Source organism: Streptomyces sp. CB01580 (assembly GCF_001905795.1).
GTDB lineage: Bacteria > Actinomycetota > Actinomycetes > Streptomycetales > Streptomycetaceae > Streptomyces.
Genome location: NZ_LIXJ01000004.1, coordinates 1 through 23,517, shown reverse-complemented (window position 1 = coordinate 23,517; position 23,517 = coordinate 1). Strand labels below are relative to the sequence as shown.

Genomic DNA, 23,517 nt, shown 5'->3' with positions numbered 1-23,517 from the left:
GCCACGGGCCCCGGGCGCGACTGCCCGGGGCCCCGGCACGATCGGCCAGGGGCGTCGGCACGCATCCCGCGCGCGGCCGGTCACGGGTGTTCGGCACGGGTCCCGCGTGCGGCCGGTCACAGGTTCGCGCACGGGTCGGCGCGCGGGTACGCGGCACGGATTCCGCGCATGCCCCGCCACGGGCGATCCGGCACGGGTTCTGGGCATGACCGGCCCCGGGGCAGTCGTCTCGCATCACGGGATACGTGATGGATGCCCGCAGTGTGCGCACTACGCTGCGGGCATGACCACGCTCTCGCCGTACGACAACATGTCCCCGGTCGCCCAGGCCGCCTACCGGGCGCGCGCCGCCGCCGCCGACATCGCGCCTTCGCCGCGCGCGGCGAAGGACGACGCGCTGCTCGCGATCGCGGACGCGCTGGAGGTGCGGACGGGCGAGATCGTCGAGGCCAACGCCGAGGACGTCGCCCGCGCCCGCGAGGCCGGGACCAGCGAGGCGATCGTCGACCGCCTCACCCTCACCCCGGAGCGGATCCGCGCCATCGCCGCCGACGTACGCGACGTGGCGGCGCTGCCCGACCCGGTCGGCGAGGTCGTCCGGGGCTCCACCCTGCCCAACGGCATCGATCTGCGACAGGTCCGGGTGCCGCTCGGCGTGGTCGGCATCATCTACGAGGCCCGCCCGAACGTCACGGTCGACGCCGCCGCGCTCTGCCTGAAGTCCGGCAACGCCGTGCTGCTGCGCGGCTCGTCCTCGGCATACGCGTCCAACACCGCACTGGTACGGGTGATCCGCGACGCGGTCGGCGGCTCGGGCCTCCCGGCCGACGCGGTGCAGCTGGTGCCGGGCGAGAGCCGCGACTCGGTGCGCGAGCTGATGCGGGCCCGCGGTCTCGTCGACGTCCTCATCCCGCGCGGCGGCGCCTCGCTGATCCGCACGGTGGTCGAGGAGTCCACCGTTCCGGTCATCGAGACCGGCACCGGCAACTGCCACGTCTACGTGGACGCGCGGACCGACATCGACATGGCCGTCGACATCCTGGTCAACTCCAAGGCCCAGCGCCCCAGCGTCTGCAACGCCGCCGAGACGCTCCTGGTGCACAAGGACGTGGCCGCGGAGTTCCTGCCGCGCGCCCTGGACGCGCTGGCCGAGGCCGGGGTGACCGTGCACGGCGACGAACGGGTCCTCGGACACGCCGCGGGCTCCAAGGCCACGGTGGTGCCGGCGACCCCGGAGGACTGGGAGACTGAGTACCTCTCCTACGACATCGCCGCGGCCGTCGTGGACTCGCTGGACGCGGCCGTCGCGCACATCCGGCTCTGGTCCTCCGGCCACACCGAGGCGATCGTGACCACCTCCCAGGCCGCGGCCCGCCGATTCACCCAACTGGTCGACTCCACGACGGTGGCCGTGAACGCCTCGACGCGCTTCACCGACGGCGGGCAGTTCGGCTTCGGCGCCGAGATCGGCATCTCCACACAGAAGCTGCACGCCAGGGGCCCGATGGGGCTGCCCGAGCTGACTTCGACGAAGTACATCGTCACGGGCGACGGTCACGTGCGGTGACCGGGTGACCGCCCGGGTTCGGTGAATGTCACGCGGGCTCCCTGCCCAGAACGACCCGCCGGGGCTAGTCTGGGGCCGTGCCGGACGACGTGGGGGGCAGGCCGTTCCCGGACGGCTGGGAGCCCGACGACGACCGCGGGGGCGCGGACGAGGACTTCGCCTCCGTGGTGTTCGACGAGGACTTCGTACGGGCCGCAGAGATCCATGAACCCACTGCCGTGGAACGGCTGCTCGCGGCCGCGCAGGCACGGGCGGAGGCCGAGGCGAGCCGTTCCCGGGCGGGCGGTGGCCCGCTGGACGACGATTTCTCCGGCGAGGGGTACGGCCAGGACGGCCCGTACGGCGGCGAAGGAGTCTCCTACGACCCGCTCGACCCCGACGGCGGCCCCTACGGCCGCCACGGAGGGGCGCTGCGCCCCTACCGGGGGTCGGCGCGCTGGCACCGGCCCGTGGCCTGGATCCTCGCCGTGCTGATGGGCATCGGCATGGTCGCGCTGGCCTTCGGGGCGGTCTACCGCAACGCGTCGGGCAATCGGCAGAACCCCGTCCCGCCACCCGCCACCACGGGCGTGGACACGGTGCCCGGGCCGGCCCCCACCGCCCTGCCTTCGGTATCGGTCCACAAGCCGCGCCTCACGGCCTCCGCGATCCCCAGCAGCGGCTGACCCGCCGGACCGCCCACCGAGCCCCTCGGGGCCCGCTGCCCGCGCCCCGGGCCGTCCTCCGCACCGCTCGGCCAACCCTCTCCGTACCCCGTGCTGCTCTGCCCGCGCGGCGCGAGCCTTCCCCTCCGGTCTCCGGGTCGCTTCCCGTCCGGTCTCCGGGCCGCTTCCCGCGCGGCACGGGCCCCCTCACCGCGCCCGGTCCGTGTGCTGGACCTTCCCGGGCCGCGCCCGGCGCATGTCCGGCTTCGTGGGGTGGCCCCGTGCCGCGCCCGGGTCGTTGCCCGGGGCGTCCCCGCACCGAGCCCGGGTGTCCGAGCCTTCGCGTACCGCTCCCGAACGGTTCTCTCACGCCCCGGGCGGTTCTCTCACGCCTCCGCGTTTACCGCGGCCGCAATCGACCTACCCTGAAGGTGTGACCCCTCTCTCCGAGGGGGCTTCTCACTCGTCCGCACACGGGTGGTCATGGGGCGCCGTACGCGCCATGACGGGCGGGCCCTGTCCGAAGCCATCGGCCGAGACAGAGCGATGCGTTTCGACCTCGGTCGGTGACGTGGAGTCGGGAGAAGTCATGGCACACCGCGGAGAACCACCAGAAGGCCCGTCCGAGAACACACCGGGCGGCAGTGAGGACGAGTACAGGTCACTCGTCTTCGACGAGTCGTTCGTTCGGGCTGCCCGCCTGAAGGAATTCTCCGCACAGGAACGCATCACCGATCACACTCCTGCCGTGCGCAGTCTCCCTCCCCGAAGATTCAAGGCCGGCTCCCGAGCCGCCATCGCCCTGGTCCTCCTGATCGCGCTGGCCTTCGGAACGGCCGTGTACATGGGCCTTCGCCACCCCTACCAGACGCCCGTCGGCCGAAAGGCCGAAGTGCTGAGATCGACCGTCGTCCCGCTGGCCCCGCGCGAGCCCGTACCCGGCGGAACGGCCTCCGACCTCCTCTCCCGGAGCCCCGCCGCACAGTTCGCGAAGGGCGCCGCGGGCATCAACTCGCCGCCGATCAGGGCCACCGACAACTTCTCGGACAACCAGGTGGCGATGGCCCTGGCCACCGTCAAGGACTACCTGGTCGCGTCCTCGCTCGACCCCGACGTCCTCACCGGGCACGCGCTGCGGCCGGTGGAGATGCTGCTCGACCCCGACCAGATGGCTCAGTTCGAGCGCAGCATGCACCGGCCGGACGACGACGGGCAGCACGCACCCGCCGGCTGGCTGGTCCGCTTCGACCCGGCGAAGGTGGCCCTGGCCAGTCCCGACATCCGTGTCCGGGGCACGTTGAGCTACAGCGAGGCGGGGGCCGACACGCTGGAGGTGGTGTCGGACCACACCTTCACGTACACGCTCCGGCCCGCCGCCTCCGGATCCCAGCGCATGGGCGGTGCCTCGCTCTTCACCGTGCGGCGCGAGCTGCACTTCCGCTTCGACCGGGAGGACCTGCGCCTGCACCGGCTGGAGCTGCGCACCAGCTACGTCCAGGCCGGGCCGCAGGCCTGCCCGTCGGACACCACGGGCGTCCTGCGGCCCCTGCTCGCCGGTGAGCGCGCCGCCTCGCGCGGTCCCGCGGGCACCGACCCGTACGACACGGGCCGGCCCACGGGGGCGCTCTGCGGAACGCTCGTGGTCAGTTCCCCGTCGGCTCCGGCCCCTCGGGGTCCCGGGGCTCATCCGGCCGCGCCGAGCCCGGGGAGTCACCCGTAGCACCGCCCTTTCCGGCCGCGCCCCCGCCCTGACCGGTGAACTTGTCGCGGAGCCTTCCCCCCAGGTCCCCGGCACCGCCCGCTATGTCGCCGACGAGCTTCATCAGCGGATCCTTGCTGGTCCGCACCGCGTCCGCGTAGTGCGCCGCGGACTGCCGGAAGGAATCCGTGACCGAGGTGTCCTTGTCCTCCTCCCGCCGCGCGTAGTGACCGTCCATGATCCGCTGGTAGTCGCGGCTCTCGGACCACCTCTTCAGCTCGGCCGCGCGCACCGTGGTGAACGGGTGCGAGCGGGGCAGCAGGTTGAGGATCTTGAGCACGGAGTCGCGCAGGTCGCCGCCCTTCTCGTACTCGTCGGCCTGCGCGAGGAAGGCGTCCACGTTCATCTCGTGGAGATGGTTGCCGCCCGCGATCTTCATCAGTCCGCGCATCGACGCCTGCAGATCCTGTCCGACCAGCAGCCCCGCGCGGTCGGCCGACAGCTCCGACTTGCGGAACCACTCGCGCAGTGCTGTCACGATCGCCATGATCGCCACATTGCCGAGCGGGATCCAGGCGACCTTCAACGCGATGTTCGTGAGGAACAGCAGAATCGTGCGGTACACGGCATGGCCGGAGAGGGCGTGTCCCACCTCGTGGCCGATGACGGCCCGCATCTCCTCCTCGTCGAGCAGCTCCACCAGCCCCGTGGTCACCACGATGATCGGCTCGTCGAGACCGATGCACATGGCATTGGGCTGCGGATCCTGGCTGACGTACATCGGCGGGACCTTCTCCAGGTCCAGGATGTAACAGGCGTCCCGCAGCATGTCGTTGAGATGGACGAACTGCGCGTCACTCACCCGGACGGAGTCGGAGAGGAAGAGCAGCCGCAGGCTGCGTTCGGGCAGAAGACCGCTCAGCGTCTTGAAGACGGTGTCGAAACCGCTCAGCTTGCGCAGGGCCACGAGGGCCGAGCGGTCCGCCGGGTGTTCGTAGGCCCGGGACGAGATCCCCGCGAAACGCCGACGCTGCCTGCTCGGCACGTTCTCGCCGCTCTCGTAGTTGTGTTCGGTCATGAATGGGCCCCCTGTTCGTACGAGACGTCGCTCGCCCCCTGACGGATCCCAGCGTAGGCGCTGGGGCTACGGTGTGCGGGGGGCTGTGGACAACTGAGGAGACGCCGGAGATGCCACACACCGTTGCCCTGCTCGCCGCCGCTTCCGAGGACCAGGGGCTCGGCGGCACGTTCCGCATCGTGCTGCTCGCCGCGCTCGTCGGAGCCGTGCTGCTCGCCTGGTTCCTGCTCCGCGGGTACCGCGGCAACGGTGATGACGGCGACAACGACTGAGTCGCCGTGAGCACGCCCGGGGCGCCCGCATACGATGTGCGCGACGTCCTGCTTCCGACCCCCGATCGAAGGTCCTGCCGAAGATGAGCCTCACGAGCACCGCGCACCAGCTGGTCACCCTTGCCGCCGAGGGCGGCGAGCACGGTGGCAACCACCCGAGCCTCAGCCCGTACGTCGTCGGCGGCGGCGCGTTCATCGCGTTGATGCTCCTGCTGTGGATCACCACCCGCTTCAACCGCGACCGCTGAAGCGAAGGCGAACAACTGTGCCAGTAGGCTCTGCATGCATGGAAGAGCAGGAAATGCCTACCGGCAGCGGAAAACGCCGTATCGGCGTGATGGGCGGGACGTTCGACCCGATCCATCATGGACACCTGGTGGCGGCCAGCGAAGTGGCCGCCCAGTTCCGCCTCGACGAGGTGATCTTCGTTCCGACCGGGCAGCCCTGGCAGAAGAGCCACAAGCGCGTCTCCCCGGCCGAGGACCGCTATCTGATGACGGTCATCGCGACGGCTTCCAACCCGCAGTTCTCGGTCAGCCGGAGCGACATCGACCGCAGCGGACCGACGTACACCATCGACACGCTGCGGGATCTGCGCGCGATCCACGGCGACGCGGATCTCTTCTTCATCACCGGTGCCGACGCGCTCGCCCAGATCCTCACCTGGCGGGACGCCGACGAACTCTTCTCGCTCGCCCACTTCATCGGCGTGACACGACCCGGCCACACGCTCACCGACCCCGGACTGCCGGAGGGCGGCGTTTCCTTCGTGGAGGTGCCCGCGCTCGCGATCTCGTCCACGGACTGCCGCGAGAGGGTCGCGCAGGGGGAGCCGGTCTGGTATCTGGTGCCGGACGGTGTGGTTCGCTACATCGACAAGCGCCAGCTGTACCGCGGCGAATGAGCCAGAGGGGCACCGGTGAACGACCGACAGAACCCGTACGACCCGTATTACCAGCAGCCGCAGATCGTCGGCTACGACGAGTACGGGCAGCCGGTGTACCAGCAGGCCGGACCGCAGGCGTACGACACCTACGACCCGTACGCGTCCCAGCAGACTCAGCACCCGCAGCAGCCCCAGCAGCACTCGTACCCTGCCGACCAGGGTGGCCATGGAACCGGCCAGAGCGGCAACGGCACTGATCAGAGCGGCTACGGAACGGGTCAGGCGTACGGGTACGACCCCTACGCGCAGCCCCAGCAGGCGCATCCGGCTCAGCCGCAGACGTACGACCCCTATGCCGCCCAGACGCCCCAGCAGGCACATCAGACCCAATCCCACCAGCAGCACCAGCCTGAACAGCAGACGTACGGCGGCTACGACGGCTACGGCTACGACACCGGTCGGCAGCCCGCCGCCGTCGACACCACGCAGCAGTGGAACATCCCGCAGCAGGCGGCGGCTCCCCCGCAGGAGGCCGAGGCGTATGCGCAGCAGCGGTCCGCCGCGCAAGCGGTGCCGTCCACGGCGTCGGCGCCGACCGCGCCAGGGGCACCGGCTCCCGACCGGGCCGAGCCGGAACAGCGGCCGGAGTCCGGGGTCGAATCGGAGTCGACGGTTCCGGGGCAGCGCCGTCCGGACTACCGCACCGAGCAGTTCTCCTTCATCGAGGAGCCCGACGAGGACTCCGAAGACGTCATCGACTGGCTCAAGTTCACCGAGAGCCGCAGCGAACGGCGCGAGGAGGCGCGACGCCGCGGCCGCAACCGCATGGTCGCGCTGATAGTCGTGGCGGCTCTCGTGATCGTCGGCGGGGTGGGCTATCTGTGGTCCGCCGGGATGCTCCCCGGTCTCTCCGACTCGGAGAAGGACGGCACCGCGTCGACGGGCCCGCAGCAGCGGGACGTCATCGTGGTCCACCTCCACGACACCAAGAAGGGCGGCACCTCCACGGCGCTGCTCGTCGACAACGTGACGGCCAAGAAGGGGAGCACCGTCCTGCTCCCCAACTCCCTCGCGGTCGCCGACGACGACGGAGCCACGACCACCCTCGGCAAGTCCGTCGAGGACGACGGCACCACCGGCACCCGAGAGTCGATCGACACGCTGCTCGGCACCAGGATCAGTGGCACGTGGCGGCTCGACACTCCTTACCTGGAGACCCTTGTCGACCTCGTCGGCAACATCGACATCGACACCGACACCGACGTGCCCGACACGAAGAAGGACGCCTCTCCGTTGGTGAAGAAGGGGGAGGCGCAGACCCTGAGCGGCCGGATGGCCGTCGCGTACGCCACCTACCAGGCACCGGGCGAGGACGAGGCGAAGCAGCTCATGCGGTTCGGCGAGGTGCTGCGGGGCGTGCTGCGGAAGATCTCGGACGACCCGAAGGCCGCCACCGTCACCGTGCAGACCCTGGCGCAGATCCTCGATCCCTCGCTTCCCGAGAAGGACCTCGGCGTCTCCCTGGCGAAGCTCGCCCGGCACGCCAAGATGGGTGACCACAAGACGACGCTGCTGGCGGCGCAGGCCGACGGCACGCTCAGTGACACGGCCGCCGAGAGTGTCGTCAAGGACATCCTGGGCGGCACGGTGAAGGCTCCGGAGGCCGGTGCGGCGGTACGTGTCGCCATCAAGAACGCCACCGGTGACAAGGGCAACTCGGAATCCGCCCGGATCAAGCTGGTCAACGGCGGGTACATCTTCGTCGGCGGCAGCGCGACCGAGACTTCGGCGTCGTCCGAGGTGATCTACAAGAAGCCCGAGGACAAGGAGACGGCGACGCAGGTCGCCAAGACCCTGGGGCTGCCGACGAGTGCGGTCAAGCAGGGGAGCCCCTTCTCCAACGCGGCCGTGTCCGTCCTGCTCGGGCAGGACTACCAGGCCAAATGACCTGAGCCGGGCCCCGGGCCCCGGTGTCGGACCTCGGCCACTCGGCCCGGGGTCCGGGACCGGGGCCCGGCCGGTCCCCGTCGCTCGGCCGGGCGGGTCCGCCCCCCCGCCGGTGCCGGAAGCTCTCCGAACGCTTGTTGTGTGGGCTGTCGGTGGTCCGTGAGACCCTAGGAGGGTGCTGAAGATCTCGGCCGGGCCCCGACGCCCGGCGCGTACGTCTGCGGCGCCGCCGAAACGGCCCGACTGCTCCGCCAGGAGGCCGCCCCGGGGGACCGCGGTCGTGCGTACCGGACGGCCGCGTGCCGACACGGCCGGGACGAGCAGCAGCCTCCGGGAGGTTCTCAGCGACCCCCGCGAGGGTGAACCGACCGCCGACGAAAGCCTGCTTGTGACCGCCACGGACCGCTCCATCGAGCTCATCAACACCGCCGCCCAGGCTGCCGCCGACCGGCTCGCGCACGACATCATCGCGTACGACGTCAGCGATGTGCTGTCGATCACGGACGCCTTCCTGCTGGCCTCGGCGCCCAACGACCGCCAGGTCAAGTCCATCGTCGACGAGATCGAGGAGCGGCTCCTGAAGGAGCTCGGCGCCAAGCCGGTGCGCCGCGAGGGCGACCGCGACGCCCGCTGGATCCTCCTTGACTACGTCGACATCGTCATCCACGTCCAGCACAACGAGGAACGGGTCTTCTACGCGCTGGAGCGCCTCTGGAAGGACTGCCCCGAGATCGAGCTCCCCGAGGACGCCGTCAAGACCCGGGGCAAGGCCGAGGAGCACGCCCAGCTCACCGGCGGCACGGAAGGCGAGCGGAGCTGAACGGCAGCAGGAGCGGCAGAAGCCGCAAGATCGTCCTCTGGCGACACGGCCAGACAGCGTGGAACCTGGAGCACCGGTTCCAGGGCTCCACGGACATCCCGCTCACCGAGACAGGCGTCGGACAGGCCCGACGGGCCGCCCGGCTGCTCGCCTCGCTGAGGCCGCACGCGATCGTCGCGTCCGATCTGCGACGGGCGACCGCCACGGCCGCCGAGCTCGCCGCGCTCACCGGCATGGAGGTCGCGCACGACGCGGGGCTGCGCGAGACCTATGCCGGCGCCTGGCAGGGGCTCACCCACGAGGAAATCGTCGGACGGTACGGCGAGGAGTACGCCGCGTGGAAGCGCGGCGAGCCGGTGCGCCGCGGCGGCGGGGAGCTGGAGACCGAGGTCGCCGACCGGGCCGCCCCGGTCGTACTCGAACACGCCGACAAGCTGCCCGACAACGGCACGCTCGTCGTGGTCAGCCACGGCGGCACCATCCGCACCACCATCGGTCGGCTGCTGGGCCTGGAGTCGCACCACTGGGAAGGGCTCGGTGGGCTCTCCAACTGCTGCTGGTCGGTGCTCGGTGAGGGCGCGCGCGGCTGGCGACTGCTGGAGCACAACGCGGGCACGCTCCCCGAGCCGGTGCTGGGCGACGACACATAGCCGGGCCCTCGTGGCAGGGCTCTCGCCGGGCTCGGCGCCGCAAGAAGGTCCTTGCGGAGCCCCAGGAGGGCCTCGTGTGGGGCGGCAGCTGCCGGATTTCACTTTCTGGCTGGTCACAGGCTAAAGTTCTTCTTGTTCGCGGGGCGGAAACGCAAGAAACAAAGCGGACAGCGGGGCTATAGCTCAGTTGGTAGAGCGCCTGCATGGCATGCAGGAGGTCAGGAGTTCAATTCTCCTTAGCTCCACAATCAAGGATCCCGTCCCTGTCAGGGGGCGGGATCCTTGCGTTTCCGTCGACATGAGTCTTGGCTCCGTACGGCTGCGCCGCCCAGCCGCTCAGCGCCCGGTTCTGCGGCGCCCGTGGCGACGATGTCCGCCCGTTATCCTCTGCCCCTCGTTCCTCTCCCGGTGCCGCCCGAGGGCGAGATGCCGTCGGTTTCGGCCCTGTTGACGCATCGTCACCGTCCACGTTCCTCGTCATCGTTGTCCCCCAAGGGAGTTGGCGTGGCGTGGCCGCTCGCTCCTGTTCCGGCCGGGCCGCTCCGTGCGGGTCGGATCGCGACCGGTGCGATGCCAAGGGGCTCTGTTCACCGGCGGATTCGCCCCGGCGGATCCCGGTTGGCGGGGCCTTGGCCGGTGCTTGGGAGGCGGTGGTGACCGGCCGGATCCGCGGTGGGCTGCCCCTCTTGCAGGCTCATGGCAGAATCGGAACGCCGGAGGGGGCTACGGACCGAACGGGAGGGAGCGCGCGATGCCTGCGAGCCGCCACGAGGTCCCGGACCTGCCCCTCGCCCCCAGACGTCGCATCCGTGCCCACGGCACCCGTGCCGACCGGCCCACCGGTGGTCGGCCCCGCGCGCTCGGCGACGACGGCCGGATCCTTCACGTGTCCGCCGTCGGCGAGCGAAGCCGGAGCTGACCCATGGGTGCTCACAGGCGGAAGTGCGACTGGTGCGGCAGCGGTACGCCCATCGTCAGAGACATGGACCCGGTCAATCCCGAGTACCAGTACTGGTGCGAGGAGTGCGCGCGGGCGCTGATCATAAAAGGCGATCCCATCGAGACCTACCGGGAGCTGGAGGGGGAGCCGATCTACGGACGGCTGCTGGACGAGCACTGCACACTCAAGCGCTTCTACTCCTTCGCCACCGCCTGAGCCCGCGTGACAGGTACGCTCATGACGCCGACAAAACAGGTCGGATCCGGTCGGGCGCGAAACGATTTGGTGGAGTGGCGGGGTCACCGGTAATGTTCTCGATGTCGCCACGGGGAACCGGAAGGCCGACAACGCGGGGCTATAGCTCAGTTGGTAGAGCGCCTGCATGGCATGCAGGAGGTCAGGAGTTCAATTCTCCTTAGCTCCACAGTGAAGAACGAGAAGCGGGTCATCCTTCAAGGGGTGACCCGCTTCTCGTATGTGCATGCCGGGGGCTCCAGCGCGATGAGCGCGGCGCCGAAGCGCCGGGCGCATCGAGAGTGTCGGGCTCGTGCATCGGGCACATCGGACACCTACGCCGGGCTCGTGCGTCCCGGTCCGTGCGTCGGACACGCGCGGGGCGGCCGATCCGGCGCATCGGCCCGGGCGAGTCGGTCGGCGCCGTGCGCGGAAGCATGTCCCGAAGCGGGGGTTCGCCCGGGCGGTGGAAGGTGAGCTGTGCGGAGCAGGCCCTGCCGCTTGTCCGGGGGCCGGTCACGCCCGGACCGGTTCCGGGGCCGTGCGGTACCCTGGCGCCATGCGTGCCGTACGCCTTCTGCTTAGCGAGCCGCGCTGATCAGTCCCGACCGGTGAGAATGCCTGGTCGGAATCGGCGCGGCGTCCCCTCCTGTGCGAGGGGATTTTTCGTTTCCGTAGACGCGTGTCCGTAGACGTGGGCGCCGGCAGATGACGATCGATGGAGCTTTGAGGATCATGAGCGAGACGAATTCCGCAGCCGAGGCGGCTGCGCCGCACCGCTACACGGCGGCGATGGCCGCCGACATCGAGGCACGCTGGCAGGACTTCTGGGACGCCGAGGGCACGTACGAGGCGCCGAACCCGACCGGTGACCTGGCGGGCGACCCGGAGCTGGCCGCAAAACCGAAAAAGTTCATCATGGACATGTTCCCGTATCCCTCGGGTGCGGGGCTGCACGTCGGACACCCTCTGGGCTACATCGCCACCGACGTCTTCGCGCGTCACCAGCGGATGACCGGGCACAACGTGCTGCACACCCTGGGCTTCGACGCCTTCGGTCTGCCCGCGGAGCAGTACGCCGTGCAGACCGGCACACACCCGCGGGTCTCCACCGAGGCCAACATCGAGAACATGACGGCCCAGCTGCGCCGGCTGGGTCTGGGCCACGACAAGCGCCGCTCGTTCGCCACGATCGAGTCGGAGTACTACAAGTGGACCCAGTGGATCTTCCTGCAGATCTTCAACTCCTGGTACGACACCGAGGCCGACCGGGCCCGTCCGATCGACGAGCTAGTCGCACAGTTCGAGAGCGGTGCCCGCCCCACCCCGGACGGCCGTGACTGGAGCGCGCTGAGCGCCGTCGAGCGCGCGGACGTCCTGAGCGAGTACCGCCTGGCGTACGCCTCCGACGCGCCGGTCAACTGGTCGCCCGGCCTGGGCACCGTGCTGGCCAACGAGGAGGTGACGGCCGACGGGCGCTCCGAGCGCGGGAACTTCCCGGTCTTCAAGGCCAAGCTGCGCCAGTGGAACATGCGTATCACGGCCTACGCCGACCGGCTGCTGAACGATCTGGACGGGCTGGACTGGCCCGAGGCGATCAAGCTGCAGCAGCGCAACTGGATCGGGCGTTCCGAAGGTGCGCGGGTCGACTTCCCGGTCGACGGCGCGGACGCCATCACCGTCTTCACCACCCGGCAGGACACCCTGTTCGGGGCCACCTACATGGTGCTGGCGCCGGAGCACGAGCTGGTGGAGCGGATCGTTCCGGACGTCTGGCCGGAGGGTACCCACGCGGTATGGACCGGGGGACACGCCACCCCGGCCGAGGCCGTCGCCGCGTACCGCAAGCTGGCCGCCGCCAAGTCCGACGTGGAGCGGCAGGCCGAGGCCAAGGACAAGACCGGCATCTTCACTGGCGCGTACGCGACCAACCCGGTCAGCGGCGAGAAGGTCCCGGTCTTCATCGCCGACTACGTCCTGATGGGGTACGGCACCGGCGCGATCATGGCCGTTCCGGCGCACGACGCGCGCGACTTCGCCTTCGCGCGCGCCTTCGAGCTGCCGATGCGCTGTGTCGTCGAGCCGTCGGACGACCGCGGCACGGACCCCTCGACCTGGGACGACGCCTTCGCCTCGTACGACGCGAAGCTGGTCAACTCCGCCAACGACGAGATCTCGCTGGACGGACTGGGCGTCGTCGACGCCAAGGCGAAGATCACCGAGTGGCTGAAGGAGCACGGTGTCGGCGAGGGCACCGTCAATTTCCGACTGCGCGACTGGCTGTTCAGCCGGCAGCGCTACTGGGGCGAGCCGTTCCCCATCGTCTACGACGAGGACGGCGTCGCCCACGCGCTGCCCGAGTCGATGCTGCCCCTGGAGCTGCCGGAGGTCGACGACTACTCGCCGCGTACCTTCGACCCCGACGACGCGGACACCCAGCCCGAGACGCCGCTGTCCCGGAACGCCGAGTGGGTCAACGTCACCCTGGACCTGGGCGACGGCCCGAAGAAGTACCGCCGCGAGACCAACACCATGCCCAACTGGGCCGGCTCCTGCTGGTACGAGCTGCGCTACCTGGACCCGCGGAACGACCGGAAGCTGGTCGACCCCACGATCGAGCAGTACTGGATGGGCCCGCGCGAGGGGCAGCCGACCGGGGGCGTCGACCTGTACATCGGCGGCCAGGAGCACGCCGTGCTGCACCTGCTGTACGCCCGCTTCTGGTCCAAGGTGCTGCACGACCTGGGGCACATCTCGTCCTCCGAGCCGTTCCACAAGCTGTACAACCAGGGCATGATCCAGGCGTACGTCTACCGGGACAGCCGCGGCATCGCGGTCCCGGCGGCCGAGGTCGAGGAGCGTGACGGGAAGTTCTACCACCAGGACGAGAAGGTCAGCCGCGTCCTGGGCAAGATGGGCAAGTCCCTGAAGAACGCCGTCACGCCGGACGAGATCTGCGCCGAATACGGGGCGGACACGCTGCGCCTGTACGAGATGGCCATGGGCCCCCTGGACGTGTCGCGGCCGTGGGACACGCGGGCCGTCGTCGGTCAGTTCCGGCTGCTGCAGCGGCTGTGGCGCAACATCGTCGACGAGGAGACCGGCGCGGTCACGGTCGTCGCCGCGGACCCGGACGAGGAGACGCTGCGCGCGCTGCACAAGGCGATCGACGGGGTCGGCCGGGACATGGCCGGCATGCGCTTCAACACCGCCATTGCCAAGGTCACCGAGCTGAACAACCACCTGACGAAGACAGGCGGCCCGGTGCCCCGGAGCGTCGCCGAGTCGCTGGTGCTGCTGGTGGCGCCGCTGGCCCCGCACATCGCCGAGGAGCTGTGGCGGCGTCTGGGCCACACCGGCTCCGTGGTGCACCAGGACTTCCCCGTCGCCGACCCTGCGTATGTCGTGGACGAGACCGTGACCTGTGTGGTGCAGGTCAAGGGCAAGGTCAAGGCACGCCTGGAGATCCCCCCGACGATCTCGGACGAGGAACTGGAGGCCCAGGCCCTGGCGGACCCGGCCGTGGTCACCGCCCTGGGCGGTGCGGGCATCCGGAAGGTGATCGTCCGAGCGCCGAAGCTGGTCAACATCGTTCCCGCGTGAACGGCGCCGATCGTCCCCGCGTGACGGGCACGGACAGGCGACCGGCAGGCCGCCCCGTGTGACTGGGGGCGTTCCCCTACGGGCAGGTTGGGGGTTCCGAAGGAACCCTCGGCCTGCCCGTAGCGTTTACGGTGGAGTGGCCGGCACCGATACGACACCCGAGGGGCGCTCATGGAAGCCGTGATCCTGATCCTGGGATTGCTCTTTTTCGCGTTCATCGCCCTGGGGGTGTACGCGAGCGTCAAGGCCATCGGCGCGGCGAAGCGGGGTGTGGACCGCACGATCGTCCAGGCGCGCCGCGCGGTCGAGGACACCACGCTGCGCGCGAAGAGCTACGGCCAGACGGGCGTGGGCGGAGAGCTCGCGCAGCTGCGGCTCTCGCTGCGCACGTCGATGCGGGCCACGCAGGAGGCGCTGCGGGCGGGGGTCGTCGAGGACGCCTCGCTCTCGGAGTCACTGGACCTCTTCCGGCGGCTCAGTGTGCACGGACGCGAGCTCGACGAGGATCTGAGAAGACTGGAGCGCGAGCCCGACCGGGCGACGGTCGCCGCGCTGCTGCCGGAGCTGAAGGAGCGCACGGAGCGGATCACGCACTCGGCGGACTCGCTGCGCTGGGCCGCCCGGGACCGGGCACGGCGGTTCGTCGACGACGATCTGGAGGCGCTGAACGCGCAGATCGACATGGAGGCCGGAGCGCTGCGGCACTGGACGGTCGAGCCGAACGAGCCCGTCGGGGAGCGGAGCCACGACCCGTGGCCCGACGCTCACACACGGGCCGACGGTCGCACACAGGCAGAGGGCCGGGGGCAGGCCGACCGTGGCGGGCAGGGGCAGGGGAACCAGCGGCACGAGCACGGGGCGGCCGACGGCCGGGAGCGGGCCATACCGGCTCCGGACCCCCGTATCCAGCCCGAATACCCGTGGCAGAAGACGGCTCGGCCGGAAACGACCACCTGAACCGTTCGGTGGCCGAAAGCGCCAGGATGTGGCCCGAAGTGAGCGGGAGCGGTCCATCGGTCGGGGTCGGACTGCCGAGCGGTGGGCCCGCCAGGTAACCTCCCGCTCATGTCCCGCCATGTCGCGATCGTCACCGATTCCACGGCCTATCTGCCGCCCGAGGCGATGGAGCGGCACGGCATCATCGCGGTGCCTCTGACCGTCGTCCTCGGCGATCAGGCCCTGGAGGACGGCACGGAGCTCTCCGCCCGCGAGCTCGCCTCGGCGCTCCAGAAGCGCCGCCCCGTGACGACGTCCCGGCCCAGCCCGGAGGTCTTCGCGGCTGCGTACCGGGCGGCGGCCGACGCCGGAGCCTCCGGCATCGTCTCGCTCCATCTCTCCGCCGAGATGTCGGGCACATACGACGCCGCGCTGCTCGCGTCGAAGGACGCGCCGGTTCCGGTACGTGTGGTGGACACCGGAATGGTCGCCATGGCCCTCGGGTTCTGCGCGCTGGAGGCGGCGGAGACGGTGGAGGAGGGCGGAAGCCTTGACGAGGCCGTCGCGGCCGCGGAGAAGCGGGCCGCGGGCACATCCGCGTACTTCTACGTCGACACGCTGGACTATCTGCGCCGGGGCGGCCGTATCGGTGCCGCTCAGGCGCTGTTGGGATCGGCGCTCGCGGTGAAGCCGCTGCTTCGGCTGGAGAGCGGCCGTATCGAACCGCTGGAGAAGGTGCGGACGGCGTCGAAGGCGATCGCGCGTCTGGAGGAGATCGTCGCGGAGGCGGCGGGCAGCACGCGGGTGGATGTCGCCGTGCACCACCTGGCGGCGTCGGAGCGGGCCGAGCGGCTCGCCGAACGGTTGCGCGAGCGGGTGCCCGGCCTGGTCGATCTGCACGTCAGCGAGGTGGGTGCGGTGATCGGCGCGCACACCGGACCCGGTCTGCTCGGAGCGGTGGTCTCGCCACGCTGAGGCCGGACCGCTCCCGGCCTTCCACTCCGGGCCCGACCGCGCCGGCTCTGGGCCCGCGCCCGTTGGCAATGGGCCCGCGCCCGTCGGCTTTCGGCCCTCGGATCCCGCCTTCGGCTCGGAGCCGCAGTCCGCGGATCCTGTCTTCGGTTCGGGGCCGCAGCCCTCGGGTTCGATGTCCGGCTCGTGGTCTGCGACCGGTGGGCCTCGAGGTCTCCAGCCTTCGGGACTGCCAGCCCGCGTTCCGGCAGGTCCCCGGATTTCACTCCTCGGTGTGGCCGAGTTATTCACAACTGGCCCGTTGTCCACCGAAATCGGGTCGGCTCAGCAGGTTCGGGTGAATGTGCCTACCGTCGTGAGGCATGACTCTGCGAACACTCCGTACGACCAGCACACTTCACGCGACCGATGGCGGCAGCGGCAGTAGCAGCGGGCCGGGGCGAGGCCGTGGCGGCTCCGGTCTCGGCCCCGGACGACGGCGGGCGTCGCGCAGGAGCAGGGACAGTGTGGCGGCGGCCGCGCGCCGTCGCGCGGACGTGCTCATGGGAGGGACGGACGGTGAACCGGGCACGCGGTCCGTGCCTGAGGCGCCCACCCGTCCGGACCCCGACCCGCTCGTGGCGCCGGGCCCGTTACCGGCGACGGCATCGGACGCCGTCCCCACGCCACCCCCTCGTTCGAGCACGACGCCCCCACCGGCCCCGCCCCCGGGGAACGGCTCCGCCCTGCCGGGCCTGCGGGCGCGGCTGGGGCCCGCGCTGCGGGAGCGGATTCCGGTATGGCTTCAGCTCAGATGCGGGGTGGAGCCCAGGACCCTTGCCGCACTGGCCGTTGTCCTCGCCGTGGCCGTGGGCTTCGCGACGGCACATTTCTGGTCGGCGCGTCCGCATCCCGTACGGCCACCCGACCTGGTCGGCGAGGCCGCACGGGCCGGGGCGGTGCGTCCGGCGCCCGGTGACGCCGCCGTCCCCGGGCCGTCGCCCGGAGCAAAGCCCGTCGCAGAGGAGGCCGCTCACGTCGTCGTGGACGTGAGCGGGAAGGTGCGGCGACCGGGGATCCAGCGACTGCCGTCCGGTGCCAGGGTCGCCGACGCGCTGCGGGCAGCGGGCGGAGCCCGGTCGGGCGTCGACCTCACCGGGCTCAATCGGGCACGCGTTCTCGTGGACGGGGAGCAGATCATGGTGGGCGCCCCGCCGGGCACTCCCGTCGCCGACGGCGGGGGATCCGCCGGCGGCACGGGCGGCGGTTCCGGCTCCGCGACCGGGCCGGTCAGCCTCAACAGCGCGACCGTCGATCAACTCGACACACTGCCAGGCGTCGGACCGGTGCTCGCTCAGCACATCATCGACTACCGCATGCGGCACGGCGGCTTCCGGTCGGTCGACGAGCTCCGCGAGGTCAACGGCATCGGCGAACGGCGGTTCGCCGACCTCCGGCCATTGGTGGGGCCATGAATCCGGCGCAGACCCAGGCGTTGCCGGACAGTCGGCCGGTGTCGAGCGGTCGTCCCGGGGTGTCAGACCCTCGGCGGGAGGGGCCGGCGGATCTGAGGCTGGTCCCACCGGCGATCGCGGCGTGGGCCGGGGCGGCACTCGCGCTGAGCGCGCCCGGGTGGTGGACGGCCACAGGCGCGATGCTCTGTGTCGGCACGGCCCTGGTGTTCCTGGCGCTGCCGAGGGTCTCGACGGCCGGTGGTCCCCGCGAGCCCGGAGCCGGCACCGAGGGAGAGGCGGCCGACGGCGGGAGCACGGCGGGCCGGCAGCGGCCGTACACCACCGCGACCGCCATCGCGGCGGCGTTGTTCTGTGCCGCCGCCGGTGCCGCGTCGGCCGGACTGCACAGCGCGGACGTGCGGAAGGGGCCGGTGCGCGACCTGGCGCAGCGCTTCGAGAGCGTCGAGGCGGAGGTGACCGTGACCTCCGACGCACGACGGACCGTGCCGCGGGTGCGCGGGGACCACAGCACACCCGTCTCGCTCCTCATCGACGCCGAGATCACGCGGCTGACCGGGCCCGGCGGCGCGGTCACGCGGCTGAGCACGCCGGTGCTGCTGATCGTCCCGCCCGGCGGATCGATGGCCCGGTGGCAGCAGTTGCTCCCCTCCACCCGACTGCGCATCGGCGGCCGGCTGGCGCCGCCCCTGCACGAGGGGGAGCGCAGCGCCGCCGTGCTGCGGCCGGAGGGCAAGGGCCCACCCCGCATCATCGGGCCGCCCTCCTTGGTCCAGCGCACGGCGGGTGCGCTGCGGGGAGGTCTGCGGCGGGCGACCGAGCGGCTCGATCCCGACGCCCGGGCGCTGTTGCCCGCCCTGGTGGTCGGCGACACGTCCCGGATCTCGCCGGAACTGCATGAGGCCTTCCGGGCGACCGACCTCACCCACCTGATGGCGGTCTCGGGTGCCAACCTGGCCATCCTGCTGGCCCTTCTGATCGGGCCGCCGGGCACCGCGCTGCGCGCCGAACGTCGTGGCCTGGCGCCCCGGTTGGGCATCCCGCTGCGGCTGACAGCGGTGCTCGGCGGAGGGCTCACGCTCGCCTTCGTCATCGTCTGCCGGGCCGAGCCGAGCGTGCTGCGGGCCGCGGCCTGCGGACTGATCACCCTGCTCGCCATCGGCACGGGCCGCCGCAGATCGCTGATCCCGGCCCTGGCCGCAGCGGTCCTGCTGCTCGTGCTGTACGACCCGTGGATGGCGCGCAGTTACGGCTTCGTCCTCTCCGTGCTCGCCACCGGGGCCCTGCTCACCATCGCGCCCCACTGGAGCGGCGCGCTGCGGCGGCGCGGATTCCCGCCCCGGGTCTCCGAGGCACTGGCCGCGGCCGCCGCCGCGCAGGCGGTGTGCGCGCCGGTCGTCGTGCTGCTAGCCTCGCGGGTCAGTCTGGTGGCGGTCCCGTGCAATCTGCTGGCCGAGTTCGCGGTGGCACCGGCCACGGTCCTGGGGTTCGCCGCGCTCGCCGTCGCGCCGGTGGCCATGCCGGTGGCGGAGGCGCTCGCCCGGGTCGCCGGATGGCCCGCCGGGTGGATCGGTTCGGTGGCCCGCACCGGGGCGGCGCTGCCTGGAGCGGCGATCGACTGGCCCGATGGCGGGAAGGGGGCGCTGCTGCTCGCCGCGCTGACGGTCCTGGTGGTGCTGTTCGTCCGTCGCGCGGTGCGCCACCCCTGGGTCTGTGCGGCAGCCGCGCTGCTGCTGGTCCTCGCGGTGCTCCGCCCGGTGCCGCTCACCCGAGTGTTGACCGGATGGCCGCCTCCCGACTGGGCGTTCGCGATGTGCGACGTGGGGCAGGGGGACGCGCTGGTGCTGGCCGCAGGAGGTACCAGGGGCGTGGTCGTCGACACCGGGCCCGACCCGGGGCTCGTCGACCGGTGCCTGGACGACCTGAGCATCTCCGAGGTGCCTCTCCTGGTGCTCACACACTTCCACGCGGACCACGTCCGGGGACTGCCGGGGGTACTGCGCGGCCGAGCGGTGGGGGCGATCCAGACGACGAGCCTGGACGAACCCCCGGACCAGGCCGCGTTCGTGCGGAGAACGGCCGCCGCGTCGGGCGTACCCCTGATCCGGGCCGTCCCCGGTGAACGGCGACAGCTCGGCCCGCTCGACTGGCAGGTCCTCTGGCCGACGGGTGGTGCGGGGCCGGGCGGGGCGGCGGGCGGTGCCTCCGTGCTGCCGGGGGAGTTCCTGCCGAGGGAGCCCAACAACGCCAGCATCACGCTGTACGTCCGGACCGGCGGGCCGACGCTGTTGCTCCTCGGTGACCTCGAACCACCGGCCCAGCAGGGGTTGTTGCGAAGACACCCGCAGCTGCCGCGCGTGGACGTGCTCAAGGTCGCCCATCATGGTTCCGCTCATCAGGACCCCGCTCTGACACGCGGCGTGCACCCGAGGCTCGCCCTGGTGAGCGTGGGCAGGGACAACCCGTACGGGCACCCCTCCCCGCGCACCCTCGACGCGCTCAGAGCGGGCGGCGCGGTGGTGCTGCGCACGGACACGGACGGCGCGGTCGCCGTTTCGGGAGCCGGGGCGGCACTGCGGGCGGTCGGTCGCTCGTGAACGCCACCGCGACGTACCGTCATGCGGATTGCCCGCACGGGCATGCCGTCGTGGCCGCGAGCGGCCGCGATCGTGGCCGTGGACCGCTCCGTGGCCACGGCCACGCGGAGGCCGTCGGGCTGCCTCGGACTCCGTCGGCCGTCGTGGACCGTTCTGTGGCCCCGGCCACACGGACCGCCGCCAGCCGCCGCGGACGGCCGTCGGCGGTCCGTCGTGGGACGTCGGGTGCGGGCGGAGGAGGTTCCGGGCGCCCAGGCGGTGTGACGTCGACCGCAGGGACCGGTGGGCCGGGCAGTTCGTCAGCGGGGAGCCGGCGTGCCGCGCCACCGACCGCGGCGCAGACGGAACGGCTAATTCGGACCTTCGGTAACACCTCTACACAAGCACCTGCGAGCTGCTCCGTTTGCCTCGAACGCCACAAGGGTGGTCGAATGCATGCTCGTCGGTGGGCCGGTGCTCCGACGCGTATGTCCAGTCGTCAGGCCCCAAGGTGACTCAGCCCGAGGGGGTAGGCAAGAGATGTTCGGTCGCTGGCTGCGAAGCAGGGAATCGGCGAACGTTCCGCGTGGCAACGCCCTCACCGGGCTGGATGTGCCGCACACCGCCGGAGTGCTCAGCTGCCGCGTGCTCGACCCGGTCAACGATGCCGTCCAGCAGGCCGAGTTCGTCGTCACGGACGGCGCGGGCCGGAAGGTCGTCGGCGGTGAGACGGATCCGTACGGCAACATCCTCGCCACGGTCCCGACCGGTGAGTACCGACTGGCCGTCACGGCCGAGGGCTTCACCCCGTTCCACGGCGCGGCCACGGTCGTCGAGGGCGGCCACGCGGGCCTGGGCGACATCACCCTGCAGATCGTCGCGCCCCCGCAGCTCCCCGCGCCGGGCGAGTGGGAGGTGGATCCGACGCATTCGCAGATCGGCTTCACGGTCCGGCACATCGGCATGGCGCGCATCCACGGCCGGTTCAACACCTTCGCGGGTGCCGTCCGGATCGCCGACCGCATGGAGGAATCCGCCATGCACGTGGTCATCGACGCCGCGTCGATCGACACGAACGTCCAGATGCGTGACGACCACCTGCGGTCCGGCGACTTCCTGGACGTCGGCCGCTACCCGACGATGGAGTTCTACAGCGACCGCTTCGTCCACCGCGGCGGCACCCGCTGGGGCGTGACCGGCGCACTCACGCTGCACGGCGTCAGCCGCACGATCGCATTGGACACCCAGTACCTCGGCCTGGGCAACGGCCTGGAGGGCGAGACCCGCGCCGCCTGCCGGGCCACCACGGAACTGCACCGCGAGGACTTCACCCTCACCTGGCAGACCATGTTGGCCCGGGGCATCGCCGCCGTCGGCTCCAGCATCTCCATCGACATGGACATCCAGATCGTCCCCAAGACCTGAGCCGCGGGTGCCTCGCTAGTGCTGTGACCGGAAGGGTTTGCCGGGAAGCTCGCGGCGTCCGGTGCGGTGCATCGCAAGGCGGAGGATCGCCCTCGTACGGGACGTACTCGGGTGATGCGACAACGCGGCGAGGTGCCGTGCCGGGCGTCGCGAGCCGGTGAACCTTTCCGGTCGCAGCACTAGGGCGCTTCGAGCCACCCCTCGTACTCCGCGGCGAAGGCATCCAGCGCAGAGGAGTCCAGCCGCCCGGACGGGTCCTCCACGACCACCAGCCACTGGGCGTCCTCGGCATCGTCCTCACCGGCCAGCGCATCGCGTACGAGCTGGGGCTCCTCGGCGACCCCGAACCGGTCGGCGAGCTCTCCGGCCACCTCCTCCGCGGCATCGCGGTCGGGCAGCACCAGCACATGTCTCACATCGCTCACCTGCCCATCCTCCCGTACCGGGTACGCCGCGGTCCGGTGAGGCGGCCTCTCAGGGCTGTCCCGTAATCCCTGACGGGCGCCCGACGACAGCTGCGGCACCTCGCCGCGTTGTCGGAACGCCCACATACGTCCCGTATGCGGGCACCTCTCCGTCTTGCGATGCGCCACATCCGACGCCGCGCGCCGATCCGCCACGGATTACGGGACAGCCCTCAGCGGCCGTTCATGTGCATGACGCTCTCGGGGTACCGGCTGCCGGCGACCACCGACGGCGGCAGCGCCGCGTCCAGGCGCCGCAGCTCGTCAGGGCCGAGCGTGAGTTCCGCCGCCGCGAGGTTCTCCTCCAGCGTCTGCCTGCGCTTCGTACCGGGGATCGGCACGATGTCGTCGCCCCGGTGCAGCAGCCAGGCGAGCGACACCTGCGCCGGGGTCGCACCGCACCCGCGGGCGACGTCCCGGACCACATCGGCGGCCGCGGAATTGATCCTGAAATTATCGCCCTGGAATCGCGGATCGTGCCTTCGGTAGTCGTTCTCCGGACATTCCTCCGCGCGGACTGCCGTGCCAGTCAGGAATCCTCGACCCAGCGGTGAATAGGGAACGAGACCGATTCCCAGATCTCGGATCACCGGCAGGATCTCCTGCTCCAGATGGCGTTCCCAGAGGGAGTACTCCGTCTGGAGAACCGATACGGGACAGACCTCGTGAGCCCGGCGGACGGTGCTCGCTCCCGCCTCCGAGAGCCCGAAGTGAAGAACCTTTCCGGCCGCGATGAGTTCGCCGACCGCCCCGGCCACGTCCTCGATCGGCACCTCCAGATCCACCCGGTGCTGATACAGCAGGTCGATCCGGTCCGTGCCCAGCCAGCGCAGGCTCCCTTCGACTGCCTCGCGTATGTGTTCGGGCCGGCTGTTGAGCGTGCCCCGCGCGGTGCCCTCGTACTCCCAGCCGAACTTCGTCGCGACGACCGCGCGGTCCCGGCGGCCGCGCAGTGCCCTGCCTAAGAGTTCTTCGTTGACGAACGGGCCGTAGGCCTCCGTGGTGTCGAAGAAATCGCAGCCGAGGTCGAGGGCGCGATGGATGGTCCTCGTGGATTCCGTATCGTCCGGAATTCCGTATGTCTGACTCACCCCCATGCATCCCAACCCGAGAGCGGAAACCTCCAGTCCGGTATTGCCGAGCCGGCGGCGTGGAATCATTGACGAACTCAATTCGGGTTCTCCTCTGGAATTCACTTGATCCGTTGTCGCGGCAGGAATCCTAGTGTCTCGTGGGTCCGGCGGATCAGCCCGGCCAGGCCGTGCCGGTGCCAGGCGCGGTAGCGGCGTTCGATGGTGCCGGCCGAGCAGTGCCGCCAGCCCGCGGCTTGTAGTTCGGCGGCTTTCGCGGCGA

20 protein-coding genes and 2 tRNA genes are annotated in these 23,517 nt (G+C 71.1%); 19 read left to right on the top strand and 3 right to left on the bottom strand.

The window, feature by feature from the left end:
- Positions 1-283 precede the first annotated feature (283 nt).
- The 3 genes from AMK22_RS08245 to AMK22_RS08235 all read left to right on the top strand — a co-directional run bounded on the left by AMK22_RS08245 (position 284) and on the right by AMK22_RS08235 (position 3,931).
- Positions 284-1,567 carry a glutamate-5-semialdehyde dehydrogenase gene (locus AMK22_RS08245; RefSeq protein WP_073782932.1) on the top strand — a complete coding sequence of 428 codons (1,284 nt, stop codon included), beginning with the start codon at positions 284-286 and terminating at the stop codon, positions 1,565-1,567.
- Between the two features lie 77 nt (positions 1,568-1,644).
- Positions 1,645-2,232 carry an SCO2584 family spore wall biosynthesis protein gene (locus AMK22_RS08240; RefSeq protein ID WP_073782930.1) on the top strand — a complete coding sequence of 196 codons (588 nt, stop codon included), beginning with the start codon at positions 1,645-1,647 and terminating at the stop codon, positions 2,230-2,232.
- Positions 2,233-2,800: 568 nt separating this feature from the next.
- A complete protein-coding gene (locus tag AMK22_RS08235; protein WP_073782928.1) occupies positions 2,801-3,931 on the top strand; it encodes an SCO2583 family membrane protein in 1,131 nt (376 codons plus the stop codon).
- Here the strand turns inward: AMK22_RS08235 and AMK22_RS08230 are convergent.
- Positions 3,855-4,988: a M48 family metallopeptidase gene (locus AMK22_RS08230; protein WP_073782927.1), complete on the bottom strand. Its 1,134-nt coding sequence runs from the start codon at positions 4,986-4,988 to the stop codon at positions 3,855-3,857. The genes AMK22_RS08235 and AMK22_RS08230 overlap by 77 nt on opposite strands.
- Positions 4,989-5,098: 110 nt before the next feature.
- Between AMK22_RS08230 and AMK22_RS39970 the strand changes: the two genes are divergently transcribed.
- The 16 genes from AMK22_RS39970 to AMK22_RS08165 all read left to right on the top strand — a co-directional run bounded on the left by AMK22_RS39970 (position 5,099) and on the right by AMK22_RS08165 (position 21,700).
- The gene (locus AMK22_RS39970; protein WP_199883162.1) at positions 5,099-5,260 is read left to right on the top strand and encodes a hypothetical protein; all 162 of its coding nucleotides are present in this window, start codon (positions 5,099-5,101) and stop codon (positions 5,258-5,260) included.
- Positions 5,261-5,343: 83 nt separating this feature from the next.
- On the top strand, positions 5,344-5,508 hold the full coding sequence (locus tag AMK22_RS39965) for a hypothetical protein (protein ID WP_199883161.1): 165 nt from the start codon (positions 5,344-5,346) through the stop codon (positions 5,506-5,508).
- A 38-nt stretch (positions 5,509-5,546) separates the two neighbouring features.
- On the top strand, positions 5,547-6,164 hold the full coding sequence (gene nadD / locus AMK22_RS08225) for a nicotinate-nucleotide adenylyltransferase (RefSeq protein WP_073782925.1): 618 nt from the start codon (positions 5,547-5,549) through the stop codon (positions 6,162-6,164).
- A gap of 15 nt (positions 6,165-6,179) precedes the next feature.
- The gene (locus AMK22_RS08220) at positions 6,180-8,093 is read left to right on the top strand and encodes an LCP family protein (protein ID WP_073782923.1); all 1,914 of its coding nucleotides are present in this window, start codon (positions 6,180-6,182) and stop codon (positions 8,091-8,093) included.
- Between the two features lie 388 nt (positions 8,094-8,481).
- Positions 8,482-8,913: a ribosome silencing factor gene (gene rsfS / locus AMK22_RS08215; protein ID WP_073783528.1), complete on the top strand. Its 432-nt coding sequence runs from the start codon at positions 8,482-8,484 to the stop codon at positions 8,911-8,913.
- A complete protein-coding gene (locus AMK22_RS08210) occupies positions 8,910-9,563 on the top strand; it encodes a histidine phosphatase family protein (protein WP_073782921.1) in 654 nt (217 codons plus the stop codon). Before rsfS ends, AMK22_RS08210 begins: the two co-directional genes overlap by 4 nt.
- Positions 9,564-9,735: 172 nt before the next feature.
- Positions 9,736-9,808: transfer RNA gene (locus tag AMK22_RS08205), tRNA-Ala, on the top strand.
- 506 nt (positions 9,809-10,314) lie between these two features.
- Positions 10,315-10,482: a hypothetical protein gene (locus AMK22_RS39445; RefSeq protein ID WP_158072032.1), complete on the top strand. Its 168-nt coding sequence runs from the start codon at positions 10,315-10,317 to the stop codon at positions 10,480-10,482.
- A 3-nt stretch (positions 10,483-10,485) separates the two neighbouring features.
- Complete coding sequence (locus tag AMK22_RS08200) at positions 10,486-10,719, top strand: hypothetical protein (RefSeq protein WP_026277450.1); 234 nt, start codon at positions 10,486-10,488, stop codon at positions 10,717-10,719.
- A gap of 135 nt (positions 10,720-10,854) precedes the next feature.
- A tRNA-Ala gene (locus AMK22_RS08195) sits at positions 10,855-10,927 on the top strand.
- Between the two features lie 545 nt (positions 10,928-11,472).
- Positions 11,473-14,340, top strand: coding sequence for a leucine--tRNA ligase (gene leuS, locus AMK22_RS08190; RefSeq protein WP_073782919.1), 2,868 nt, complete (start codon positions 11,473-11,475; stop codon positions 14,338-14,340).
- A 171-nt stretch (positions 14,341-14,511) separates the two neighbouring features.
- Entirely contained in the window at positions 14,512-15,297 is a 786-nt protein-coding gene (locus AMK22_RS08185) for a hypothetical protein (protein WP_073782917.1), read from the top strand.
- A 108-nt stretch (positions 15,298-15,405) separates the two neighbouring features.
- Complete coding sequence (locus AMK22_RS08180) at positions 15,406-16,251, top strand: DegV family protein (RefSeq protein ID WP_073782915.1); 846 nt, start codon at positions 15,406-15,408, stop codon at positions 16,249-16,251.
- Between the two features lie 797 nt (positions 16,252-17,048).
- Positions 17,049-17,702 carry a ComEA family DNA-binding protein gene (locus tag AMK22_RS41995; RefSeq protein WP_338014143.1) on the top strand — a complete coding sequence of 218 codons (654 nt, stop codon included), beginning with the start codon at positions 17,049-17,051 and terminating at the stop codon, positions 17,700-17,702.
- Positions 17,699-20,296: a ComEC/Rec2 family competence protein gene (locus AMK22_RS08170; protein WP_073782913.1), complete on the top strand. Its 2,598-nt coding sequence runs from the start codon at positions 17,699-17,701 to the stop codon at positions 20,294-20,296. Before AMK22_RS41995 ends, AMK22_RS08170 begins: the two co-directional genes overlap by 4 nt.
- Positions 20,297-20,815: 519 nt before the next feature.
- Positions 20,816-21,700: a YceI family protein gene (locus tag AMK22_RS08165; protein WP_073782911.1), complete on the top strand. Its 885-nt coding sequence runs from the start codon at positions 20,816-20,818 to the stop codon at positions 21,698-21,700.
- 179 nt (positions 21,701-21,879) lie between these two features.
- Here AMK22_RS08165 and AMK22_RS08160 read toward each other — a convergent pair whose 3' ends face one another.
- A complete protein-coding gene (locus AMK22_RS08160; protein WP_199883160.1) occupies positions 21,880-22,125 on the bottom strand; it encodes a hypothetical protein in 246 nt (81 codons plus the stop codon).
- Between the two features lie 212 nt (positions 22,126-22,337).
- Positions 22,338-23,324 carry an aldo/keto reductase gene (locus AMK22_RS08155; protein ID WP_073782907.1) on the bottom strand — a complete coding sequence of 329 codons (987 nt, stop codon included), beginning with the start codon at positions 23,322-23,324 and terminating at the stop codon, positions 22,338-22,340.
- Positions 23,325-23,517 lie beyond the last annotated feature (193 nt).